The sequence below is a fragment of the Streptomyces sp. NPDC025806 genome, assembly GCF_055558275.1.
The window spans coordinates 26387-45930 of sequence record NZ_JBVHMU010000028.1 but is presented as its reverse complement, the minus strand read 5'-3'; the positions used below and the strand labels follow the sequence as shown (position 1 = coordinate 45930).

The window sequence follows — 19544 nt, the reverse complement described above, 5'->3', positions numbered from 1 at the left end:
CGGACGCCGGGGCATGCCCGCTTAGCCGATTGTCACGAGGAGGCGATGTGCTGAGCCCGGCCGCGAGCGAGCCCAGTGGGTCCCTGCCGGATCACGCGGGGACGGACCTGGCGGAGCTGCGGGGGCGGAGCGATCATCCGGTGCTGGGGGCCGTGATCGACGGGTTGTTGACGCGGCCCCGGACGGTGGGGCGGACCGTGGCGCTGTACGAGGACTGCCCGGACGGCAACGGCCCCGCCGTGCCCTTGCCGGACTACGCGGGCCTGGACCTGACGGAGCTGCGGGGCCGCAGCGACCACCCGGTCCTCGCGTCCGTCCTCGACGGGCTGATCGCGCGGCCGAGGACCGCGGAGCGGACCGTCGCGGTGTACGGGGACGGAGCCGACGGTGACACCCAGGTCTTCAGGTGAGCACCGGGGACCCGTCGGCGGCACCGACGGACCTGCTCGCCCCGTGGCCCCTCCAGGACCTCGACGTTCCCGCCCTGCGGCGCTCCGGAGTCCGGCCGGTGCCGTTCCGCCAGTTCGTCCTGAAGGTGCACAGCCGCTGCAACCTCGCCTGCTCGTACTGCTACATCTACGAGGGAGCCGACACCAGCTGGCAGGACCGCCCGGCCCAGGTCGCCGACGAGACCGTGCGGCGCACCGCCGAACGGATCGCTGAGCACGCCCGCACCCACCGGCTGCCCTCCGTGCGGATCGACCTGCACGGCGGCGAACCCCTGCTCGGCGGCCCGGCCCCGCTCGTGCGCTACGCCGCCGCCGTGCGCCGGGCGGTGCCCGCGGGCTGTCAGGTCGACGTGGGCGTCCAGACCAACGGGACGCTGCTCACGGAGAACGCCCTCGACGCCCTCGCCGCCGCCGGCATCCGGGTCGGCCTCAGCCTCGACGGAGGGACCGCGGGACACAACCGGCTGCGCACCTTCCGCGGCGGACGCGCCTCCTGGCCCGCCGCCTCGCGCGCGGCCCGGCTCCTCGCCCGCCGGCCCGAGACCTTCGCCGGCGTCCTGTGCACCATCGACCTCGCCAACGACCCCGCGGACGTGCTGCGCACGCTCCTCGACCTGCGTCCGCCCGGCCTCGACCTGCTGCTCCCGCACAACAACTGGAGCATCCCCCCGACCGGCGTCGCCCCGGCCGACCCCGGTGCGCTCGGCTTCCCGCACCGCCGGCCGGCTCCGTACGGGGACTGGCTGGCCGAGGCGTTCGACCTGTGGTGGGCGAGCCCCGGCCCCGCCGTGCGCATCCGGCTGTTCGCCGAGATCATCGCCCTGCTCCTCGGGCAGCCCAGCGCCACCGAGGTCGTGGGGCTCTCGCCGGTCGCCGCCGTCGTCGTCGACACCGACGGCGCCATCGAGCAGGTCGACTCGCTCAAGACCACGTACGAGGGCGCCCCCGTCACGGGCCTGGACGTGCACCGCCACAGCTTCGACGAGGCGCTCGACCATCCGGGGATCGCGGCCCGGCACCTGGGCCGGGACGCCCTCGGCCGGGAGTGCCGGTCCTGCCCGCTCGTCGACGTCTGCGGCGGCGGCAACTACGCCCACCGCTTCCTCACCCGCAGCGGATTCCGCCACCCCACGGTCTACTGCGCCGACATGGCCCGGCTCATACGCCACATCTCTGCCAGGGTCCAGGCCGAGATCGGTACCTCGCCCTAGCCTTTCCGGCCGAATCCCGACACGGCCGACGCTTCGTCAGATCTGCCGGCCGACCATGAATTACGGTGCCAGCAGCCCCCGATCCACCTCGCACGCCCATTCGTTCGCCGCACAGCGCAGGACAGGGAGACGGTCGCATGGCCGAGTTCATCACCATCAGTCACGCCGGTTCCAGCCGTCCCTGGGCAGCCTGGATCGCGCACCAGCTCGAACGACAGGGCATCGGCACCGCGATGCTGCGCTGGGACCCCGAGCTGGAGACGTCCCTGGTCGATGCGCTCACCGGTCTGCTCGAAGCACCCGGGCGGGTTCTGCTCGTCCTGGACGACTGGTACTTCGGGCTCGGCCCGCGCCCGGCGGAGGAGTGGACCGAGGCCCTGCGCGAAGTGGTCGCCGCCCACGCCGATCGCTTCGTCGCCGTGAACGTCTCGACCGGCGCCCTGCCCGCCGCGACGGCCGCCCTGGCCCCGGTCAGCCTGCTCGGGCTCAGCGCCCGCGAGGCCGGCCGCCGGCTGATGCGGCGCGTCGGCATCGAGCGGCCCCGCCCCGCCGAGGAGGGAGACGGCGGCGGCCCCCGCTTCCCGAACGACGACCAGGCCCAGTGGAACGTCCCGCCCCGCAACGAGCGCTTCACCGGCCGCGACGAGATCCTCGAACGCATCCACTCCGTCTTCCTGGACAGCGAGGGCGAGCGCTGCGTGCTGCGCGGCATCTCCGGAGTCGGCAAGACGCAGATCGGCCGCGAGTACGCGTACCGCTTCCGCAACGAGTACGACATCGTCTGGCAGGTGAACTCCGGCTACCCGGGCACCGCGCGCGAGCAGCTCGCCGAGCTCGCCACCCGGCTCAACCTTCCCGCAGGCCGCGAGACCGGTGACCGGATCCGCGCCGTCCAGAGCGCCCTGCGCAGCGGCACCCCGTACCGGAACTGGCTGCTGATCTTCGACGGCGCGGACAACGTGGACGGCATCGAGAACCTGCTCCCCGACGGGCCGGGACACGTCCTCATCACCACGCTCACCCGGGACTGGTCGGCCTTCAGCCGGACCCAGGAGATCGAGGTCCACCCCTTCACCCGGCGCGAGAGCGTCGCCTTCGCCTGCCGCCGGGCGCCACGCCTGACCACGGAGCAGGCCGACTCCCTGGCCGCCGCAGTCCAGGACCTCCCGCTCCTCGTGAACCAGACCGCGTCCTGGCTCGCCATCAACGAGACGATGCCCGTCGAGCCGTACATCGACAGCATCCTCAGCGGCCGGCCCAACGAGTTCGGGCTCAGTTTCGTCGACGACGACTACCAGAAGAGCGTCTGGACCAGCTGGTCCCTCACCCAGAACATGCTGCGCGAGAAGCACCCGGACGCGGCCGAACTCCTCAAGATCTTCGGCTTCTTCTCCCCGGACGCCATCCCGGTCGGCCTGATCCAGTCCGCCCGCCCCGGCGACCTGCCCGCCCACCTCGAATCCCTCACCGCCGACCCCATCGGCTGGCACACCAACCTGCGCCGGCTCAACGAGGCCACCGCGGTCATGCGCATGGACTACCCGGCCGCCGACACCCGCGTCGACCAGGGCGTCGAGAGCGTCCAGATGCACCACCTGTACCACAGCTACCTGCGCACCGGCATGCCCGAGTCCGAGCGCGAACAGGCCGCCGCGGCGGCCTGCCGGGTCCTGGTCAGCGCCTCGCCGCGCAACCCCAACGACACGCGCCTGTGGGAGCGTTACGCGCAGATCATTCCCCATCTGGACCACGCCGGAGCCTTCGACAGCGGCGACAGCGACGTGCAGTCACTGATCCTCGACTGCATCAACTACCTCCGCGTACGCGGCGAGTACTCGGCCGGGCTCGAACTGATCCGCAAGGCGCTGCCCCGCTGGCAGCAGCGCTTCCGGCCGACCGACCGCAACCTGCTGCGGCTCGACTACTACCACGCGATCATGCTGCGCAGGGTCGGCCGCTACCGCGAGGCGGAGGCGGCGGGGCGCAACTCGGTGGCACTGCTCCAGGAGCACGCCCCCGACAGCAACGACCTCCTGCTCGCCAAGCAGGGACTGGGCGGCTCCTTGTGGGCACTGGCTTCCTACGAAGAGGCGCGCGACCTCTTCAAGGAAGTGTGGGACGCCTACCGGGTCCTCCTGGGGGAGCGTCACCCGCGCACCCTCGACCAGCAGCTGAACTACGCGGCCGTGCTGGGGCAGTTGGGCAACTACGAGGAGTCGCTCGCCATCGAGCGGGCCGAGCTGAAGATCCGTGAGCAGGTCCTGGGAGCCCGCCACCCGTCCACCCTGGAGAGCGGCACCGTCTGCGCCAGCCTGTTGCGCTGGCTCGGCAAGTACGACGACGCGCTCTCCACGCAGGAACAGACGGTTCTGGTCCACCACCAGATCATGGACCTGCACCACCCCCAGACCCTGCGCGCCGAGCACAGCCTCGCGCTGTGTCTGCGCCGCTCCGGCGAGTACCAGAAGGCCGAGACGCTGTTGCAGACCGTGCTGATGCGCTCCGAGCAGGTCCACGGACCCGAGCACCCCGACACGCTGTCCGTGCTCGCCGACTACGCGAGCCTGCAGCGTTCCCACGGCGACCCCAGCCGGGCCAGGGACCTCGCGGAGCGCGCCGCGACCGGCCACGCCACCTTGCTCGGCGACGGCCACCCGTTCTCGGCGGGAGTCCTCGGCAACCTGGCCCTGGTGATGGCCGAGTTCGGCGAACGGGACGAGTCGCTGCACCTCTCGGAGAGGGCGCTGTCGAGGATGCGCGTGGCGGTGGGCGAGCGGCATCCGTGGACGATCGGCTGCGGCGTCAACACCTCCGGCGCCCGCGCCCTCGCCGGCGACGTGGACGGCGCCGCCGAACTGAGCCTGGAGGCCGCCACCGGCGCCGAGGCGGTGCTGGGCTCCCGCCACCCGCTGACCCTCTCCGCCTGGGCCGCCCACGCCACCGACCTGCGCCTGCTGCGGCGCGGCAAGGAAGCGGGGGAGAAGGAGCAGGAGGTGATCCGGGTGCTTGCCGAAACCCTCGGCGACCAGCACCCCCACACCGTCAGCGTCCGCCGCCGCCAGCGCCCGTACTGGGACTTCGAGCCGCAGCCGGTGTAGGCAGGGACGGAACAGGAACGCGGAAGGGCCCGGCACCCCTGAGGGTGCCGGGCCCGACTGGTTGCCGAGAGGGGGAGGGTTACGCCTCGAAGACCTCGCGGACCAGCTGCTCCTGCTCCGCCTGGTGGCGCTTGGCCGAGCCGACCGCCGGGGACGAGCTGTGCGGCCGCGAGATGCGGCGCAGGCGCTCACCGTGCGGGACGTCGGCGCCGACGGCCAGGTCCAGGTGGTCGATCAGGTTGAGCGCGATGAACGGCCAGGCACCCTGGTTCGCCGGCTCCTCCTGGGCCCAGATGTACTTCTCCGCGTTCGGGAACTTGGCGATCTCCGCCTGGAGTTCGGCACCCGGCAGCGGGTAGAGACGCTCGACGCGGATGATCGCGGTGTCGGTGACACCGTTCTTGACCCGCGAGGCCTCCAGGTCGTAGTACAGCTTGCCCGCCACGAAGACGACCTTGCGCACCGCGTTCGGGTCGACGGAGTCGTCGCCGATGACCGGACGGAAGCCGCCCGTGGTGAACTCCTCCACCTTCGACGCGGCGGCCTTGAGGCGCAGCATCGACTTCGGGGTGAAGACGACCAGCGGCTTGTGGTGCGGGTTGTGCACCTGCCACCGCAGGAGGTGGAAGTAGTTCGACGGGAGGGTCGGCATCGCGACCGTCATGTTGTTCTGCGCGCAGAGCTGGAGGAAGCGCTCGACACGGGCCGAGGAGTGGTCCGGGCCCTGGCCCTCGTAGCCGTGCGGGAGAAGCAGGGTGACGCCGGACGTCTGGCCCCACTTCTGCTCGGCGGCCGAGATGTACTCGTCGACGACCGTCTGCGCGCCGTTGACGAAGTCACCGAACTGGGCTTCCCACATCACGAGGGACTCGGGACGCGCCAGCGAGTAGCCGTACTCGAAGCCCATGACCGCGTACTCGGAGAGCAGCGAGTCGTAGACGTTGTAGCGGGCCTGGTCGGGCGACAGGTACAGGAGCGGGGTGTAGTCCTCGCCGGTCTCCCGGTCGATGAGGACCGCGTGGCGCTGACCGAAGGTGCCGCGGCGCGAGTCCTGGCCGGACAGGCGGACCGGGGTGCCCTCCAGGAGGAGGGAGCCGAGGGCGAGGGTCTCGCCCATGCCCCAGTCGATCGTCCCGTCCTCGATCATCGACGCACGGCGCTGCAGCTGCGGCAGCAGACGCGGGTGCACCGTGATGTTGTCCGGGATGTTGACCTGGGACTCGGCGATGCGCTTGACGACCTCCTGGGAGATCGCGGTCTGCACGGGCACCGGGAACTCGGCCTGCGGGTCCGGGACCTGGACCTCGGCCGGGTGCGAGACGGCCTCGCGGACCTCGGTGAAGACCTTCTCCAGCTGGCCCTGGAAGTCCTGCAGCGCCTGCTCGGCCTCTTCCAGCGTGATGTCGCCGCGACCGATGAGGGACTCGGTGTAGAGCTTGCGCACCGAGCGCTTCTTGTCGATCAGGTCGTACATCAGCGGCTGCGTGAACGCCGGGTTGTCCGACTCGTTGTGACCGCGGCGGCGGTAGCAGATGAGGTCGATGACGACGTCCTTGTTGAACGCCTGGCGGAACTCGAAGGCCAGACGGGCAACGCGGACGACGGCCTCGGGGTCGTCGCCGTTCACGTGGAAGATCGGCGCCTCGATCATGCGGGCCACGTCGGTGGCGTACATGGAGGAGCGCGAGGACTCCGGGGCGGCGGTGAAGCCGACCTGGTTGTTGATGACGATGTGGACCGTGCCGCCCGTGCGGTAGCCGCGCAGCTGCGACATGTTGAGCGTCTCGGCCACGACGCCCTGGCCCGCGAAGGCCGCGTCACCGTGCAGGGCGACCGGCAGGACCGTGAAGTCCGTGCCGCCCTTGTTGATGATGTCCTGCTTGGCGCGGACGATGCCCTCGATGACCGGGTCGACCGTCTCCAGGTGGGACGGGTTCGCGGCCAGCGAGACCTTGATCTGCTCGCCGTCCAGGCCGGTGAAGGTGCCCTGGGCGCCCAGGTGGTACTTCACGTCGCCGGAGCCGTGCATCGACTTCGGGTCGAGGTTGCCCTCGAACTCGCGGAAGATCTGCGCGTACGACTTGCCCACGATGTTCGCGAGGACGTTCAGACGGCCGCGGTGGGCCATGCCGATGACGACCTCGTCGAGGCGGGCCTCGGCGGCCGAGTCCAGTACGGCGTCGAGCAGCGGGATGACGGACTCGCCGCCCTCCAGCGAGAAGCGCTTCTGGCCGACGTACTTGGTCTGGAGGAAGGTCTCGAAGGCCTCAGCCGAGTTCAGCCGGCGCAGGATGCGCAGCTGCTCCTCGCGCTCCGGCTTGGCGTGCGGGCGCTCGACACGGTCCTGGATCCACTTGCGCTGCTTCGGGTCCTGGATGTGCATGAACTCGATGCCGACGGTGCGGACGTACGAGTCGCGCAGCACACCGAGGATGTCGCGCAGCTTCATCATCGACTTGCCGGCGAAGCCGCCGACGGCGAACTCGCGCTCCAGGTCCCACAGGGTGAGCCCGTGCTCGTTGATGTCCAGGTCGGGGTGCTTGCGCTGGCGGTACTCCAGCGGGTCGGTGTCGGCCATGACGTGGCCGCGGACCCGGTAGGAGTGGATCAGCTCGAAGACGCGCGCGGCCTTGGTGACGTCGTCGTCGTGCGAGGCGTCGATGTCCTTGAGCCAGCGGACCGGCTCGTAGGGGATGCGCAGGGCCTTGAAGATCTCGTCGTAGAAGCCGCTCTCCCCGAGGAGGAGGTTGGCGACGATGCGCAGGAACTCGCCGGAGGCGGCGCCCTGGATGACCCGGTGGTCGTAGGTCGACGTGAGCGTCATGACCTTCGAGATGCCGAGCTTGTTCAGCGTGTCCTGGGAGGTGCCCTGGAACTCGGCCGGGTAGTCCATCGAGCCGACGCCCATGATGACCGACTGTCCGGGCATCAGACGCGGCACGGAGTGGACGGTGCCGAGGCCGCCCGGGTTGGTCAGGGAGACCGTGACACCGGAGAAGTCGTCCATCGTCAGCTTGCCGTCGCGGGCGCGGCGGACGATGTCCTCGTAGGCCTGCCAGAACTCGAAGAAGTTCAGCGTCTCGGCCTTCTTGATGCCGGCGACGACGAGCTGGCGGTCGCCGTTCGGCTTCACCAGGTCGATGGCCAGACCGAAGTTCACGTGGTCCGGCTTGACCAGGGTCGGCTTGCCGTCCTTCTCCTGGAAGGAGTAGTTCATCGACGGCATGGCCTTGATGGCCTGCACCATCGCGTACCCGATGAGGTGCGTGAAGGAGATCTTCCCGCCCCGGGCGCGCTTGAGGTGGTTGTTGATGACGATGCGGTTGTCGAACAGCAGCTTCACCGGGACGGCGCGCACGGACGTGGCCGTGGGGACCTCGATGGACGCGTTCATGTTCTTCGCGACGGCGGCGGCGGGACCGCGCAGCGTCACGAACTCGGGGCCGGCGGGGGCCTCGGTCGTCACGGGTTCAGCCTTCTTCGGTGCGGGAGTGGCAGGTGCGGCGGCGGGGGCCGGCTTCACAGCGGGCGCGGCGGGCGCGGCGGCAGCCTGTGCGGGAGCTGCGGCGGCGGGCTGCGCGGGAGCCGGGGCCGGAGTGGCGGCCGCCTGCGGAGCAGGCGCGGGGGCGGCCGGGGCGGGCTTCGCGGCCGGCTCGGTCGGCGCAGCCCCCGCGGCTGCGGCACCGGGCTTGTAGTCGGCGAAGAAGTCCCACCAGGCTCGGTCAACCGAATTCGGGTCCTGGAGGTACTGCTGATAGATCTCGTCGACGAGCCACTCGTTGGGGCCGAAGGCCGAGGCAGGGTTCTTGCCCTGCCCGCCTTGGTCGGTCTCGGTGGAGATGCTCGAGTTACTGGGGGACTGTGGCGACACGGCGTGAACCGCCCTCTTCCGCTTCTCACAAGGTGATGGACAGCGGGAATAAAGGCTACGCCTCCAACCCGGGAGAGTGCAGACCGGGCAGGGCATCCGTCGCGTAAGTCACACCGGAACCGGTGTTTCGGGCCGGGAAATGGCGGGAAACAACCGGGGTTTGCGTACGTTCGGACCCGCGCCCGGCGCGTTCGGGTACGCCTCGGCGCGGCTTGACCTCCGCCTGACCGAAACCCTACGTCAACTTTGCGGGCGGGGCTCTCCCGGAAGAGTGACCTTGATGCGGCAGCCGCGGGTCGATTCGGCCACGCCGATCCGGCCCCCGTGGAGGTCCACGGCCCAGCGCGCGATGGCGAGGCCGAGACCGGTGCCGCCGTCGCCCTTGCCCTTGGCGTTGTCGTTCGCGTCGCCCCGGTTGAAGCGCTCGAAGACCCGGTGCCACTCGGACTCCGGGATGCCGGGGCCCTCGTCGAGGACCTCCAGGTCCAGGGACTGCGGATAGGGCCCGCGACGGGCCCGTACGGTGACGCGGCCGTGCGGCGGGGAGTGCTTCACCGCGTTGTCGATGAGGTTCGCCACGACCTGGTGGATGCGCTCCGGGTCCGCGTACGCGGTGAGCTCCGGGGGCGTCACGTCCAGGTGCAGATGGACGTCCGTACGGGTGTGGGTGCCGGAGCCGGAGGCGATGCCCGCGCGCTGGGACACGGCCATGTTGGCTTCCTTGAGCACACCGGACAGATACGGCCAGACCTCGAAGCGGCGGGCCTTCAGCGGGACCACGCCGTTGTCGAGCCGGGAGAGGTCGAGCAGCGTCTCGACGAGTCGGCCGAGCCGCTCCGTCTGTTTGAGCGCCGTGCGCATCGTCTCGGGGTCGGCGGCCATGACGCCGTCCACCACGTTCTCCAGGACCGCGCGCAGGCCCGCGATCGGGGTGCGCAGCTCGTGCGAGACGTTCGCCACGAGTTCCTTGCGGTGCTGGTCCTGCGCGGCCAGCTCGTCGGCCATGCGGTTGATCGTCACCGCGAGGTCGCCCAGCTCGTCGCGGCGGTCGGCGCCCCGCACCCGGCGGGTGTAGTCGCCGTTGGAGATCGACCGGGCGACCGTGTTCATCTCGTCGAGCGGCGCGGTCAGCGAGTGCGCCACGAACTGGGTGATCAGCAGCGTCGCGATGATCGAGAACACGGTGATGAAGCGCAGCTCCGTCGCCGTGTACATCGCCACCATGAGCAGGCCCGTGGTGATGAAGACGGAGACGACGACCAGGGTGCCGAGCTTCGCCTTGATCGAGAACGGCCGCAGGCCGCCGGACGCCCAGCCGGGATTGAGCGGCGGCCGGTGGCCCCGCGGGTGCGGCGGCCGGTCCCCTGAGCTCATGGCGTCGGCGTCTCCAGGGCGTACCCCACACCGTGGACGGTGCGGATGCGCTCCGCGCCGATCTTCCGGCGCAGTGCCTTGATGTGGCTGTCGACGGTGCGGGTGCCGGAGGCGTCCGCCCAGTCCCACACCTCGGCGAGCAGCTGCTCGCGGGAGAGGACCGCGCGCGGCGTGTTCGCGAGGCAGACCAGCAGGTCGAACTCGGTCGGCGTGAGGTGCACGTCCTCGCTGCGCACGCGTACGCGGCGCTGCGCGTGGTCGATCTCCAGCTCGCCGAGCCGCAGGATCCCGCTGCGCGGGGTGGCGGCGGCCAGTGCGGCCCGCTCCATCCGGCGCAGCAGCACGTGCACGCGGGCCGCGAGCTCCCGCATGGAGAACGGCTTGGTCATGTAGTCGTCGGCACCCACGCCGAGCCCGACGAGCATGTCCGTCTCGTCGTCGCGCGCGGTCAGCATCAGGACCGGTACCGGTCGCTGCGCCTGCACGCGGCGGCAGACCTCGAGCCCGTCGAAGCCGGGCAGCATGATGTCGAGGATCAGCAGGTCGGGCTGCCAGGCCTCCGCCGTGTCGACCGCCGCCGGACCGTCCTGTGCGGTTTGCACGAGGAATCCCTCGGCCCGCAGCCGGGCGGCGATGGCGTCCACGATCGTGGGATCGTCCTCCACCACGAGGACCCGTCGCTGGGCACCCGGGGTCGCCGTGCTGCCGTTGTGGGAGGTGTGTGTCTGCTCCATCGCCCCGCCCCTGAATGCACGCCGTCGTGACGCGCTTGACGCTTGAATGATCTGGGTTTCGGGCGCCAGCCTACGGGGAGTTACCGCCGGTCGGCTACGCGGCCCTTACTGCGATGTGCACCACGTCGGGTACGCCTCGGACAACGGGGATCTCTTCGGTGCGGACCCCCCGGAATCCGGCATTCCGCAAGGTTTCTTCGAAAACCCCGGAGGGCTGCGCGGACCACACGGCGAGCACCCCGCCGGGGTTCAGCAGGGATTTGCAGGCGGACAGACCGGCCGGTGAGTAGAGGCTCCCGTTGTCCTCGGTGACGGTCCAGTCCGGCCCGTTGTCGATGTCCAGGCACAGGGCGTCGTAGCGCTCTCCGGCGGCGTGCACATGCCGCACGAGGTCGGCCTCGACGATCTCCGTACGGGGGTCGGCCAGGGCCCGCGCGGACAGCTCGCGCAGCGGTCCCTCGCGGTGCCAGCGGATGATTGCCGGCTCGCGCTCGACGACGGTGATCCGGCCCCAGAACGGGTCGGCCGCGGCGTGCGCCAGCGAGAATCCGACGCCGAGACCGCCGATCAGGACGTGGGGACCCTCACATTCCGCGCCGAGCGCGTCCCGCGCGGCGTCGACCAGCAGCCGCTCCGAGCGGCCGTCGGAGGTGTCCATGAGGAAGGTGCCGTTCGCGATGATCTGGAGCAGGTCGCCGTGCCGGCGCAGCACCACTTCGCCGAAGGGGCCCTCGCGGCGGTCCAGGACGACAGGTGGATCGGACGGGAACGGAATCGTCGTGCTCGTCATGCGACCCATTCTTCCGGATCACCCCGCCCCACCGGGAGCGATCGACGGACCTCGCCGGCGGCGGGGCGAGGTGCGGAGTCCCGCTGCTGCTCGGAGGGCAGCAGCTGCGGGGGTGGCCGGGTCGCCGTCCTCGTACCGACCGCGCGTGGCGAACGGGGTGCTGCCCTGCGGCCTCGTGCCGGTGGACCGCTCAGGGCGCGCGGTCGGGGCGGGGAGCGCCTAGGGTGTCGGTGCGCCCGGGCCCCGTGTCCGTGTCGCCCCCGTCACCGGCAGGGCGCCCCACGGGGCGAGTGTGGGGGGTTGATCGGCAGGAAAGGGGTGTCCCACGTGAAGGCACACGTGCACACCGAGACCCGCCGGGTCCCCGCCCGCGCCCCGCTCGACGGCATCCCCGCCCAGCCCGGCGCCCCCGACCAGGAGCGCGTGCCGGCCGCACGGCGCCGGCTGCGGCCCCTGCGGCTGCTCCCCACCCCCACCGGGACCCCCTTCACCTTCGGCTACGCCTGCCTGCTGCTCGGCACCTCGCTGTTCATGGAGTTCGGCGCCCCGCACACGGTCGCCGCCGCGCTCCGCGGATCCAGCACCGACGTCGCCCATCTGGCCGAACACCCCGTACGCGTCCTGCTCGCCAGCGCGCTGTGGGTCGCCGGAGGCCTCACGTCACCCTTCGTGATCGCCTTCGTCGTCGTGCTGACCGCGCTGGAGCGGCGCATCGGCGGGCTGCGGGCGGCCGGTGTCTTCCTGCTCGGCCACGTCCTGGCGACGCTGGCCACGGAGATCCCGGTGGGGCTGTCCGTCATGGCGGGCCACCTGCCGCACAGCTCCCTGCACCGGCTCGACTACGGCATCAGCTTCGGCGTCGCCGCCAGCATCGGCGCCCTGGCCGGCCTGCTCCCGCGGCTGCCGCGCTGGCTGGTGCTCGTGGCCTTCGGGGCGACGCTGGTCCAGGACCTGCTGACCTTCGAGGACCCGATGACCGGCTGGGGCCACCTCCTGGCCCTCGCGATCGGCGTCACGATCTGGCCGCTGGTACGCCGCCGGCGTCGCTCCTGCCGAACCGCACCAGGCAGTGCCACAGCTGCTTGACGTACTGGAGCACCTCGTCCGGCGTCCCGTAGGCCGACCAGCTCTCGGGTGACGTGGCCGCCGAGGCCGCTGCCCGTCCGACGCAGGCCGCGTCGATCCGCCCGCCGTCCGCGAACTCCGCCCGCACCCGCCCCACCACCGGTACGAGCCCCTCGCCGCGGAACGCCGCGAGCTCCTCGTCCGGCACCTCCGGGCCGAGCACGAACCCCGCGTGCCACTCGACGGGCAGCCCGAGCCCCGCCAGCAGCTCGCCGGTCTCCGTGCCCCGGAAGGACGGGTCGAGCACGAGCGCCTCCGCGTCCGTGCGCAGGTCCACGTCCCCGTGCACCTGCGCCTCCACGTAGAAGTCGAGCGAGCGGCCGGGTCCGCGCGGCGGCGCGGGGGCGGCCAGGGCCCGGATCTCCGCCGCCGGGTCCACGCCCGCGAGCCCGAGCGACTGTCCGCTCTCCACGGCGTCGGTGAGCAGCGCGGCGAGGACGGAGTGCAGCGCGTCGGCCGTGCCCACGTCCGCGGGGCCGACATGGCTGTCGCCGAAGCAGAAGGTCGCCCGCTCCGTCGCCTCCGGGCGCAGCCGCACATGGCAGGAGCCGAACCGGGGCGCGGCCCCGTCGGGGTGCCGCGCCACGTTCAGCGCCCCGTACTTGGGCCGCTCCCTGGCCGCCGCGCCCGCGTACGCCCCGCCGAACAGGGCGTGCTCCCAGTCGTCGCGCAGGCCGCCCGGGTGCGCGGTCCGGCTCCCGTTGGAGAGTCCCGTCTCGTACTGGCCCCGGTAGCGGGCGTCGGCGGCGAGTCCGGCCGCGACCGTGGTCCGTCCGTCGGCGAGCAGCCGGTCCGGGTGGAAGTTCAGCGTCACGCGCGCGTGCCGGTGCACCAGGGCGATCAGTCCCTCGGCCGCCGTCGCGTCGACCCCGCACCGGGCCAGCCGCCCGAGCGCGTCCTCGCGGCCGGCCAGGGCGGTCGCTCGCAGCGCCCGCAGGGCGGCGTCCTGGGCACGGGTCAGCGGGGTCACGGGTGCGCTCATGCCCGGATTCTTCGGGGCGCGGTGCCGTCCGGGCAAGCGAGTTAGGGCCGGAGGTCAGGCCGCTGTCGTGGCCCGGCGCCGGGCGTTGGTCAGCGGGGCCACCGTGTGCCAGCCCAGGGAGCGGTAGAGGAACTGGCCCGACGGGGTGCCCGCGAGGAGGCCGTGCCTGGCGCCCTGCGCACGGGCCGCGACCCGGAGCGTGCCCATGACGACCTTGCCGAGGCCCCGGCGGCGGTGGTCCTCGGAGGTCTCGATCATGTCCACCACCGTGCTCGCCCCGGTCGTGGCCGTCTGGCCCCGGGCGGCGAACGAGCCCTCGGTGTCGGTGAGCAGGACGCGGGTCACGCCGTCGCGGGTCCAGGTGCGCAGGCGGTACCCGGCCGGGGGAGCGGGCGGCTCGGCGTCGGTCAGCTCGGCCGTCATCAGGACGTCGCCGAGGTCGTACGGCTCCCACTCGGGGCCGAGCCACGGCAGCACCCGCTCCGGGTCGGCGAAGACCTTGAGCTGGGCGCCGGGCCCGCGCACGGACCGGGCGGCCCGGCGGACGTCGTCCTCGCGCACGCCGTCGTTCACGGCGCCGAGGACGTGTCGGCTCACGTGCGACGCCAGGCCGACGTGGACCGTGAACCCCCAGGGCTCGGGGAGCGGGGGCGCGGCCCCGCGCGAGAGCACCCAGCCGCCGACCCAGTCCCGTACCCGTGTGTCGACCGTCATCCCATGACCCCCGTTGTAATAGGCGCAGACTTCATTCATGCCTTACGCGAGGCAGCGTACGGAGCCGTCGTCGGGCCCGGCCAGATGTGATCGCTCACAGCGAACGGGCCACGGGGAACATTCGGCGGCGCCCCTGCATTGAGTCGACATAGCTCAACTTGACTGCCGAAGGGGAGATCATGGCTTCGACGTCCACACCGCTCACCCTGCCCGTGCTGCCGCTCGACGACGAGGTGGTACTTCCCGGCATGGTGGTGCCGCTGGACCTGAACGACACCGACGTACGCGCCGCGGTGGAGGCCGCCCAGGCCGCCGCGCGGTCCAGTGGGGACAGCAAGGCGAAGGTGCTGCTTGTTCCGCGGATCGACGGCACGTACGCGAACACCGGCGTGCTCGGCACCGTCGAGCAGGTGGGACGCCTCGCCGACGGCGACCCCGGCGCGCTCATCCGCGGTCGCGGGCGCGTGCGCATCGGCGCGGGCACGACCGGCCCCGGCGCCGCACTCTGGGTCGAGGGCCTGACCGTCGAGGAGACGCTGCCCGACCCGCTGCCCGGCTCCGTGACCGAGCTGGTCACCGAGTACAAGGCGCTCGCCACGAACTGGCTGAAGAAGCGCGGCGCCTGGCAGGTCGTGGACCGCGTCCAGCAGATCGACGACGTGTCCGCCCTCGCCGACAACTCCGGCTACTCGCCGTTCCTGAGCACCGACCAGAAGGTCGAGCTCCTGGAGACCGCCGACCCGGTCGCCCGCCTCAAGCTCGCCACCGCCCAGCTCCGCGAGCACCTCGCCGAGCAGGACGTCGCCGAGACCATCGCCAAGGACGTCCAGGAGGGCGTCGACAAGCAGCAGCGCGAGTTCCTGCTGCGCCGCCAGCTCGACGCCGTACGCAAGGAACTGCGCGAGCTGAACGGCGAGCAGGAGGGCGAGGAGTCCGACGACTACCGCGCCCGCGTCGAGGCCGCGGACCTGCCCGAGAACGTGCGGGAGGCCGCCCTCAAGGAGGTCGACAAGCTGGAGCGGGCGAGCGACCAGTCGCCCGAGGGCTCCTGGATCCGCACCTGGCTCGACACCGTCCTCGAACTGCCGTGGAACGACCGCACCGAGGACGCCTACGACATCCAGGGCGCCCGCTCCGTCCTCGACGCCGAGCACTTCGGGCTCGACGACGTGAAGGAGCGCATCACCGAGTACCTGGCCGTGCGCAAGCGGCGCGCGGACCGCGGCCTCGGCGTCGTCGGCGGACGGCGCGGCGGCGCGGTGCTCGCGCTGGTCGGCCCGCCCGGCGTCGGCAAGACCAGCCTCGGCGAGTCCGTGGCCCACGCCATGGGCCGCAAGTTCGTCCGCGTCGCCCTCGGCGGCGTCCGCGACGAGGCGGAGATCCGCGGCCACCGGCGTACGTACGTCGGCGCGCTGCCCGGACGGATCGTGCGCGCGATCAAGGAGGCCGGGTCCATGAACCCGGTGGTCCTGCTCGACGAGATCGACAAGGTCGGCTCGGACTTCCGGGGCGACCCGGCGGCCGCCCTCCTGGAGGTCCTCGACCCGGCGCAGAACCACACCTTCCGCGACCACTACCTGGAGGTCGAACTCGACCTGAGCGACGTCGTCTTCCTGGCGACGGCGAACGTGCTGGAAGCCATCCCCGAGGCCCTGCTGGACCGCATGGAGCTGGTCCGCCTGGACGGCTACACCGAGGACGAGAAGGTCGTCATCGCCCGCGACCACCTGGTGCCCCGCCAGCTGGACCGCGCCGGTCTCGGCGAGGACGAGGTCGTCATCGGCGAGGACGCGCTGCGCAAGCTGGCCGGCGAGTACACCCGCGAGGCCGGCGTGCGCAACCTGGAGCGGGCCGTCACGCGCGTGCTCCGCAAGGTCGCGGCCCAGCACGAACTCGGCGAGCGCGAGCTGCCGTTCACCGTCGGTGAGGGCGATCTGCGCGAGCTGGTCGGACGGCCGCACCACGTGCCCGAGTCCGCGCAGGACCCGGCCGAGCGGCGCACGGCGGTGCCCGGTGTCGCGACCGGGCTCGCGGTGACCGGCGCGGGTGGCGACGTCCTCTTCGTGGAGGCGTCGCTGGCCGACCCGGAGACGGGCGCGGCCGGACTGACCCTGACCGGTCAGCTGGGCGACGTCATGAAGGAGTCCGCGCAGATCGCGCTCTCCTTCCTGCGCTCGCACGGCGCCGAACTGGAGCTGCCCGTCGCCGACCTGAAGGAGCGCGGCGTGCACATCCACTTCCCGGCGGGCGCGGTCCCCAAGGACGGTCCGAGCGCCGGCGTCACCATGACCACGGCCCTCGCCTCGCTCCTGAGCGGCCGGCAGGTCCGTACGGACGTGGCGATGACCGGTGAGGTGTCGCTGACCGGGCGCGTGCTGCCCATCGGCGGCGTGAAGCAGAAGCTGCTCGCCGCGCACCGGGCCGGGATCACGACCGTGATCATCCCGAAGCGCAACGAGCCGGACCTGGACGACGTCCCGGCCGAGGTCCTGGAGAAGCTGGACGTCCACCCGGTGACGGACGTCCGCCAGGTCCTGGAGCTGGCCCTCGCCCCCGCCTCGGCGAACCTGGAGGTTCCCGTCGCGGCGTGACGCCTGCGCACCGGAGGCCCGGCCCCATGAGGGGCCGGGCCTCCGGCATGTCGCGCGGCCGTCGGATCAGCCGAGGGCCAGCGCCTGGACGCGGTCCAGGGCGCCGTTGAACTTGTTGTGGTCGCCGACCGTCGGGCCGGAGGACGTGTACTGCCACATCGTGTAGTAGCCCCAGCCGGCCGGGAGCGTGCCCACGGTGGAGGAGTAGCGGGCGATCCACAGCGGGTTGTACGCCGCGAAGCCGCCGTAGTTGCCCGTGCACTGGGTCCACCAGCTCGTCGCCGTGTAGATCACGGCGTCACGGCCCGTGCGGGCCTTGTACTGGTTCAGGAAGTCACGGATCCAGGTGACCATCCCGCTCTGCGTCTTGCCGTAGCAGGCGTCGCCGTACGGGTTCCACTCGATGTCGAGCGCGCCCGGCAGGGTCTTGCCGTCCCGGGACCAGCCGCCGCCGTGGTCCACGAAGTAGTTGGCCTGCGTGGCGCCGCTCGTCGTGTCCGGCGTCGCGAAGTGGTACGAGCCGCGGATCATGCCGACGTTGTAGGAGCCGTTGTACTGCTGCGCGAAGTACGGGTTCGTGTAGTACGTGCCCTCGGTGGCCTTGACGTAGGCCCAGCGCACGCCGCTGTTCCAGAGGGTCGACCAGGCCACGTTGCCCTGGTGGCCGCTGACGTCGACGCCCTCGGTCTGGGTGGCGCGGGTCATGGGCGGCTCGCCGGTGTCGCCGTCGTGAGCGGCGACCCCCATGCCCATGGAGGCCTCGCCGCGCTGGGGGACGTCGCCCGCCTGCGCCGCACCGGGCAGGGCGAGCAGGAGGGAGAGGGCTGCGAGAAGGGTGCCGGCCACGCCGAAGCGGGTCCGGCGACGCGTCGTTCCGGGTCTGTGCGCGGGCATGTGCGTGCCTCCGTAGGCCTCGTGGGGGATCAGGTGGGTGGGCTGATCAGGGACCTGTGCCGTTCCGTGCCGGTCGCGCCGTGCCGTCGGGTGCCGCGGGTGGGGTTCGCCTGCCGACCTGGTGGTGTGCCCGTTCCATGGCGATGGTGTGGACATGCCATGCATCACGCTACGCACGTAGACCCGAGCGAGGGAAGAGGGCCTGGAGGGTGCCGTTGGTCTACTCCTGCGAAATACTGGCGGAGCTGCGGCGATGACGCGCAGCGGCGAGAACTTTCAGACAGGGAAACTCGGGGAACCTCAGTCCATGGCTGCTGACGTGCACGAAGACGGGAACGGCGAGCGACGGGGCGCGGAACAGGACGCGTCCGTCGAGGGCGCGCCCCAGGGCGTCGATCACGAGTTCCTCGCCCTGGAGCGGGAGTTGACCTACTTCCTGCGCCGCGCCCGTGCCAACTCCGGCGAGATGGCCCGGGAGGTGCACCCCGATCTCGAACCCTCCGCGTACGGCTTGCTCGCGCGGCTGGAGGAGTGCGGCGCCCAGCGTGCCACCGAGCTCGCCGGCTACATCGGCGTCGGCAAGGCCACGATGAGCCGGCAGCTGCGCGCCCTGGAGGAGCTCGGCTTCGTCGGCCGCGAACCCGACCCGGCCGACGGCCGCGCCTGGCTCGTCTCGCTCACCGAGCGGGGCCGCGAGGACTTCCGCCGCGTCCGCGACGCCCGCCGCGCGCGCTACGTGCGTCAGCTGGCCGACTGGGACCGCCGCGAGGTCGCGGAGCTGGCCCGGCTGCTGCACCAGCTGAACGCGGGCGCCGAGTAGGCGCCGCCGCGCGCCCTCACAGCTCCGCGTACACCAGCGACGCGTCGTCGTGCGTCTTGCTGCGCCGCAGATACGTACGGTCCCGCTCGTCCGCGTCCTCCAGGGCGCGCACCCGGGCCACCGCGGCCTCGGCGCCCTCCTTGCGGATCAGGGTGAACAGGTCCGTCCAGTCGCCCTCGTGGAACTTCTCCACCCAGCGCGTCACCCCGTCGGTCAGCGCGGCGAGTGCCCGGACCTCGGTGCGGGGGAGCGTGCCGGCCACGGCGCGGCGGGCGACGTCCGGGTCGGCGGCGGCGGTGAAGAACCCGCCCTCCTTGTTGCGCACCGTCGCGTCGGCCACCGCGTCGGAGACCAGGGAGGCGCGCGGCACCCGGTCGAGCCGGTCGTCGAGCAGCGCGGTGACCGTGCCGTCCGGAGCCTCGACGAGCAACGCCGAGTCGGACAGCACGAGATGCTCCAGACGCTCCGCGTCCCAGCGCGCGAGCACGACGGTCGCCTGTGGCGTACGGGGGTGAGAAAGGTCACATGTGCCGCGATGGGCGTCCGCGGTCCGGGCGATCGCGGTGGCGAGGATGTCGGACAACGTCATATCCCGGCGCGAAGCGGACAGTTCCGCGAGGGTGCCGCCGAGGCGGGCCGTGAACCAGGGGACGGAATGCAGACAACCGGCGTCGCCGGCAGGGGGCGTGACCCCGTCCAGGACCACGAGTGATCCACCCTGCCCGGATGCCGGAAGCGCTACCGATGCGTAGTCCTCGTTCGGGCGCTCGGGGTCGCCGGGTTCCGTCGTCAGTTCGATGCGCATCCAGCCAGTCTGCACGAGTCTGCACGGGGCCTTCACAGGTGTGGCGAACCTCGGTACGAGCAGGTGACCTGGCGTGTACGGCGCCG

General features: G+C 71.8%; 14 protein-coding genes. 6 read left to right on the top strand and 8 right to left on the bottom strand.

Annotated features, from left to right (window positions below; translation table 11 throughout):
* Window positions 1-47 precede the first annotated feature (47 nt).
* The 3 genes from ACZ4E1_RS37070 to fxsT all read left to right on the top strand — a co-directional run bounded on the left by ACZ4E1_RS37070 (window position 48) and on the right by fxsT (window position 4758).
* The gene (locus ACZ4E1_RS37070; protein ID WP_467547900.1) at window positions 48-410 is read left to right on the top strand and encodes a YxD-tail cyclophane-containing RiPP peptide; all 363 of its coding nucleotides are present in this window, start codon (window positions 48-50) and stop codon (window positions 408-410) included.
* A complete protein-coding gene (locus ACZ4E1_RS37065; RefSeq protein ID WP_467547899.1) occupies window positions 407-1660 on the top strand; it encodes an FxsB family cyclophane-forming radical SAM/SPASM peptide maturase in 1254 nt (417 codons plus the stop codon). Before ACZ4E1_RS37070 ends, ACZ4E1_RS37065 begins: the two co-directional genes overlap by 4 nt.
* A gap of 137 nt (window positions 1661-1797) precedes the next feature.
* The gene (gene fxsT, locus ACZ4E1_RS37060; RefSeq protein ID WP_467547898.1) at window positions 1798-4758 is read left to right on the top strand and encodes an FxSxx-COOH system tetratricopeptide repeat protein; all 2961 of its coding nucleotides are present in this window, start codon (window positions 1798-1800) and stop codon (window positions 4756-4758) included.
* 79 nt (window positions 4759-4837) lie between these two features.
* Here fxsT and ACZ4E1_RS37055 read toward each other — a convergent pair whose 3' ends face one another.
* The 4 genes from ACZ4E1_RS37055 to ACZ4E1_RS37040 form a co-directional block, all read right to left on the bottom strand.
* Window positions 4838-8629, bottom strand: a complete 3792-nt coding sequence (locus ACZ4E1_RS37055) for a multifunctional oxoglutarate decarboxylase/oxoglutarate dehydrogenase thiamine pyrophosphate-binding subunit/dihydrolipoyllysine-residue succinyltransferase subunit (RefSeq protein ID WP_467547896.1) — start codon at window positions 8627-8629, stop codon at window positions 4838-4840.
* 240 nt (window positions 8630-8869) lie between these two features.
* A complete protein-coding gene (locus tag ACZ4E1_RS37050) occupies window positions 8870-10003 on the bottom strand; it encodes a HAMP domain-containing sensor histidine kinase (protein WP_467547894.1) in 1134 nt (377 codons plus the stop codon).
* Window positions 10000-10737, bottom strand: coding sequence for a response regulator transcription factor (locus ACZ4E1_RS37045; protein WP_188336900.1), 738 nt, complete (start codon window positions 10735-10737; stop codon window positions 10000-10002). The genes ACZ4E1_RS37050 and ACZ4E1_RS37045 overlap by 4 nt, the downstream gene beginning before the upstream one ends.
* A 94-nt stretch (window positions 10738-10831) precedes the next feature.
* Window positions 10832-11536 carry a spermidine synthase family protein gene (locus tag ACZ4E1_RS37040; RefSeq protein WP_467547891.1) on the bottom strand — a complete coding sequence of 235 codons (705 nt, stop codon included), beginning with the start codon at window positions 11534-11536 and terminating at the stop codon, window positions 10832-10834.
* 318 nt (window positions 11537-11854) lie between these two features.
* Between ACZ4E1_RS37040 and ACZ4E1_RS37035 the strand changes: the two genes are divergently transcribed.
* Entirely contained in the window at window positions 11855-12613 is a 759-nt protein-coding gene (locus ACZ4E1_RS37035) for a rhomboid-like protein (protein WP_467547889.1), read from the top strand.
* On the opposite strand, the gene ACZ4E1_RS37030 is transcribed toward ACZ4E1_RS37035, so the two are convergent.
* Entirely contained in the window at window positions 12540-13634 is a 1095-nt protein-coding gene (locus ACZ4E1_RS37030) for a DUF3626 domain-containing protein (RefSeq protein WP_467547887.1), read from the bottom strand. The genes ACZ4E1_RS37035 and ACZ4E1_RS37030 overlap by 74 nt on opposite strands.
* Window positions 13635-13688: 54 nt before the next feature.
* Window positions 13689-14348, bottom strand: coding sequence for a GNAT family N-acetyltransferase (locus ACZ4E1_RS37025; protein WP_467547885.1), 660 nt, complete (start codon window positions 14346-14348; stop codon window positions 13689-13691).
* Window positions 14349-14527: 179 nt separating this feature from the next.
* Here ACZ4E1_RS37025 and lon point away from each other — a divergent pair, with 179 nt between their 5' ends.
* Window positions 14528-16939, top strand: a complete 2412-nt coding sequence (lon, locus tag ACZ4E1_RS37020) for an endopeptidase La (protein ID WP_467547883.1) — start codon at window positions 14528-14530, stop codon at window positions 16937-16939.
* 66 nt (window positions 16940-17005) lie between these two features.
* Here lon and ACZ4E1_RS37015 read toward each other — a convergent pair whose 3' ends face one another.
* The gene (locus tag ACZ4E1_RS37015; protein WP_467547881.1) at window positions 17006-17833 is read right to left on the bottom strand and encodes a lysozyme; all 828 of its coding nucleotides are present in this window, start codon (window positions 17831-17833) and stop codon (window positions 17006-17008) included.
* Between the two features lie 319 nt (window positions 17834-18152).
* On the opposite strand from ACZ4E1_RS37015, the gene ACZ4E1_RS37010 reads away from it, so the two are divergent.
* On the top strand, window positions 18153-18653 hold the full coding sequence (locus ACZ4E1_RS37010) for a MarR family winged helix-turn-helix transcriptional regulator (RefSeq protein ID WP_467547924.1): 501 nt from the start codon (window positions 18153-18155) through the stop codon (window positions 18651-18653).
* Between the two features lie 16 nt (window positions 18654-18669).
* On the opposite strand, the gene ACZ4E1_RS37005 is transcribed toward ACZ4E1_RS37010, so the two are convergent.
* On the bottom strand, window positions 18670-19458 hold the full coding sequence (locus tag ACZ4E1_RS37005; protein WP_467547879.1) for a protein phosphatase 2C domain-containing protein: 789 nt from the start codon (window positions 19456-19458) through the stop codon (window positions 18670-18672).
* Window positions 19459-19544: the final 86 nt, after the last annotated feature.

What these genes read in the sequence shown, in the direction of transcription:
- ACZ4E1_RS37015 (WP_467547881.1), bottom strand. Translation starts at nt 17,833, where the DNA reads ATGCCCGCGCACAGACCCGGAACGACGCGTCGCCGGACCCGCTTCGGC.
- ACZ4E1_RS37045 (WP_188336900.1), bottom strand. Translation starts at nt 10,737, where the DNA reads ATGGAGCAGACACACACCTCCCACAACGGCAGCACGGCGACCCCGGGT.
- ACZ4E1_RS37040 (WP_467547891.1), bottom strand. Translation starts at nt 11,536, where the DNA reads ATGGGTCGCATGACGAGCACGACGATTCCGTTCCCGTCCGATCCACCT.
- lon (WP_467547883.1), top strand. Translation starts at nt 14,528, where the DNA reads ATGGCTTCGACGTCCACACCGCTCACCCTGCCCGTGCTGCCGCTCGAC.
- ACZ4E1_RS37030 (WP_467547887.1), bottom strand. Translation starts at nt 13,634, where the DNA reads ATGAGCGCACCCGTGACCCCGCTGACCCGTGCCCAGGACGCCGCCCTG.
- ACZ4E1_RS37025 (WP_467547885.1), bottom strand. Translation starts at nt 14,348, where the DNA reads ATGACGGTCGACACACGGGTACGGGACTGGGTCGGCGGCTGGGTGCTC.
- ACZ4E1_RS37050 (WP_467547894.1), bottom strand. Translation starts at nt 10,003, where the DNA reads ATGAGCTCAGGGGACCGGCCGCCGCACCCGCGGGGCCACCGGCCGCCG.
- fxsT (WP_467547898.1), top strand. Translation starts at nt 1,798, where the DNA reads ATGGCCGAGTTCATCACCATCAGTCACGCCGGTTCCAGCCGTCCCTGG.
- ACZ4E1_RS37005 (WP_467547879.1), bottom strand. Translation starts at nt 19,458, where the DNA reads ATGCGCATCGAACTGACGACGGAACCCGGCGACCCCGAGCGCCCGAAC.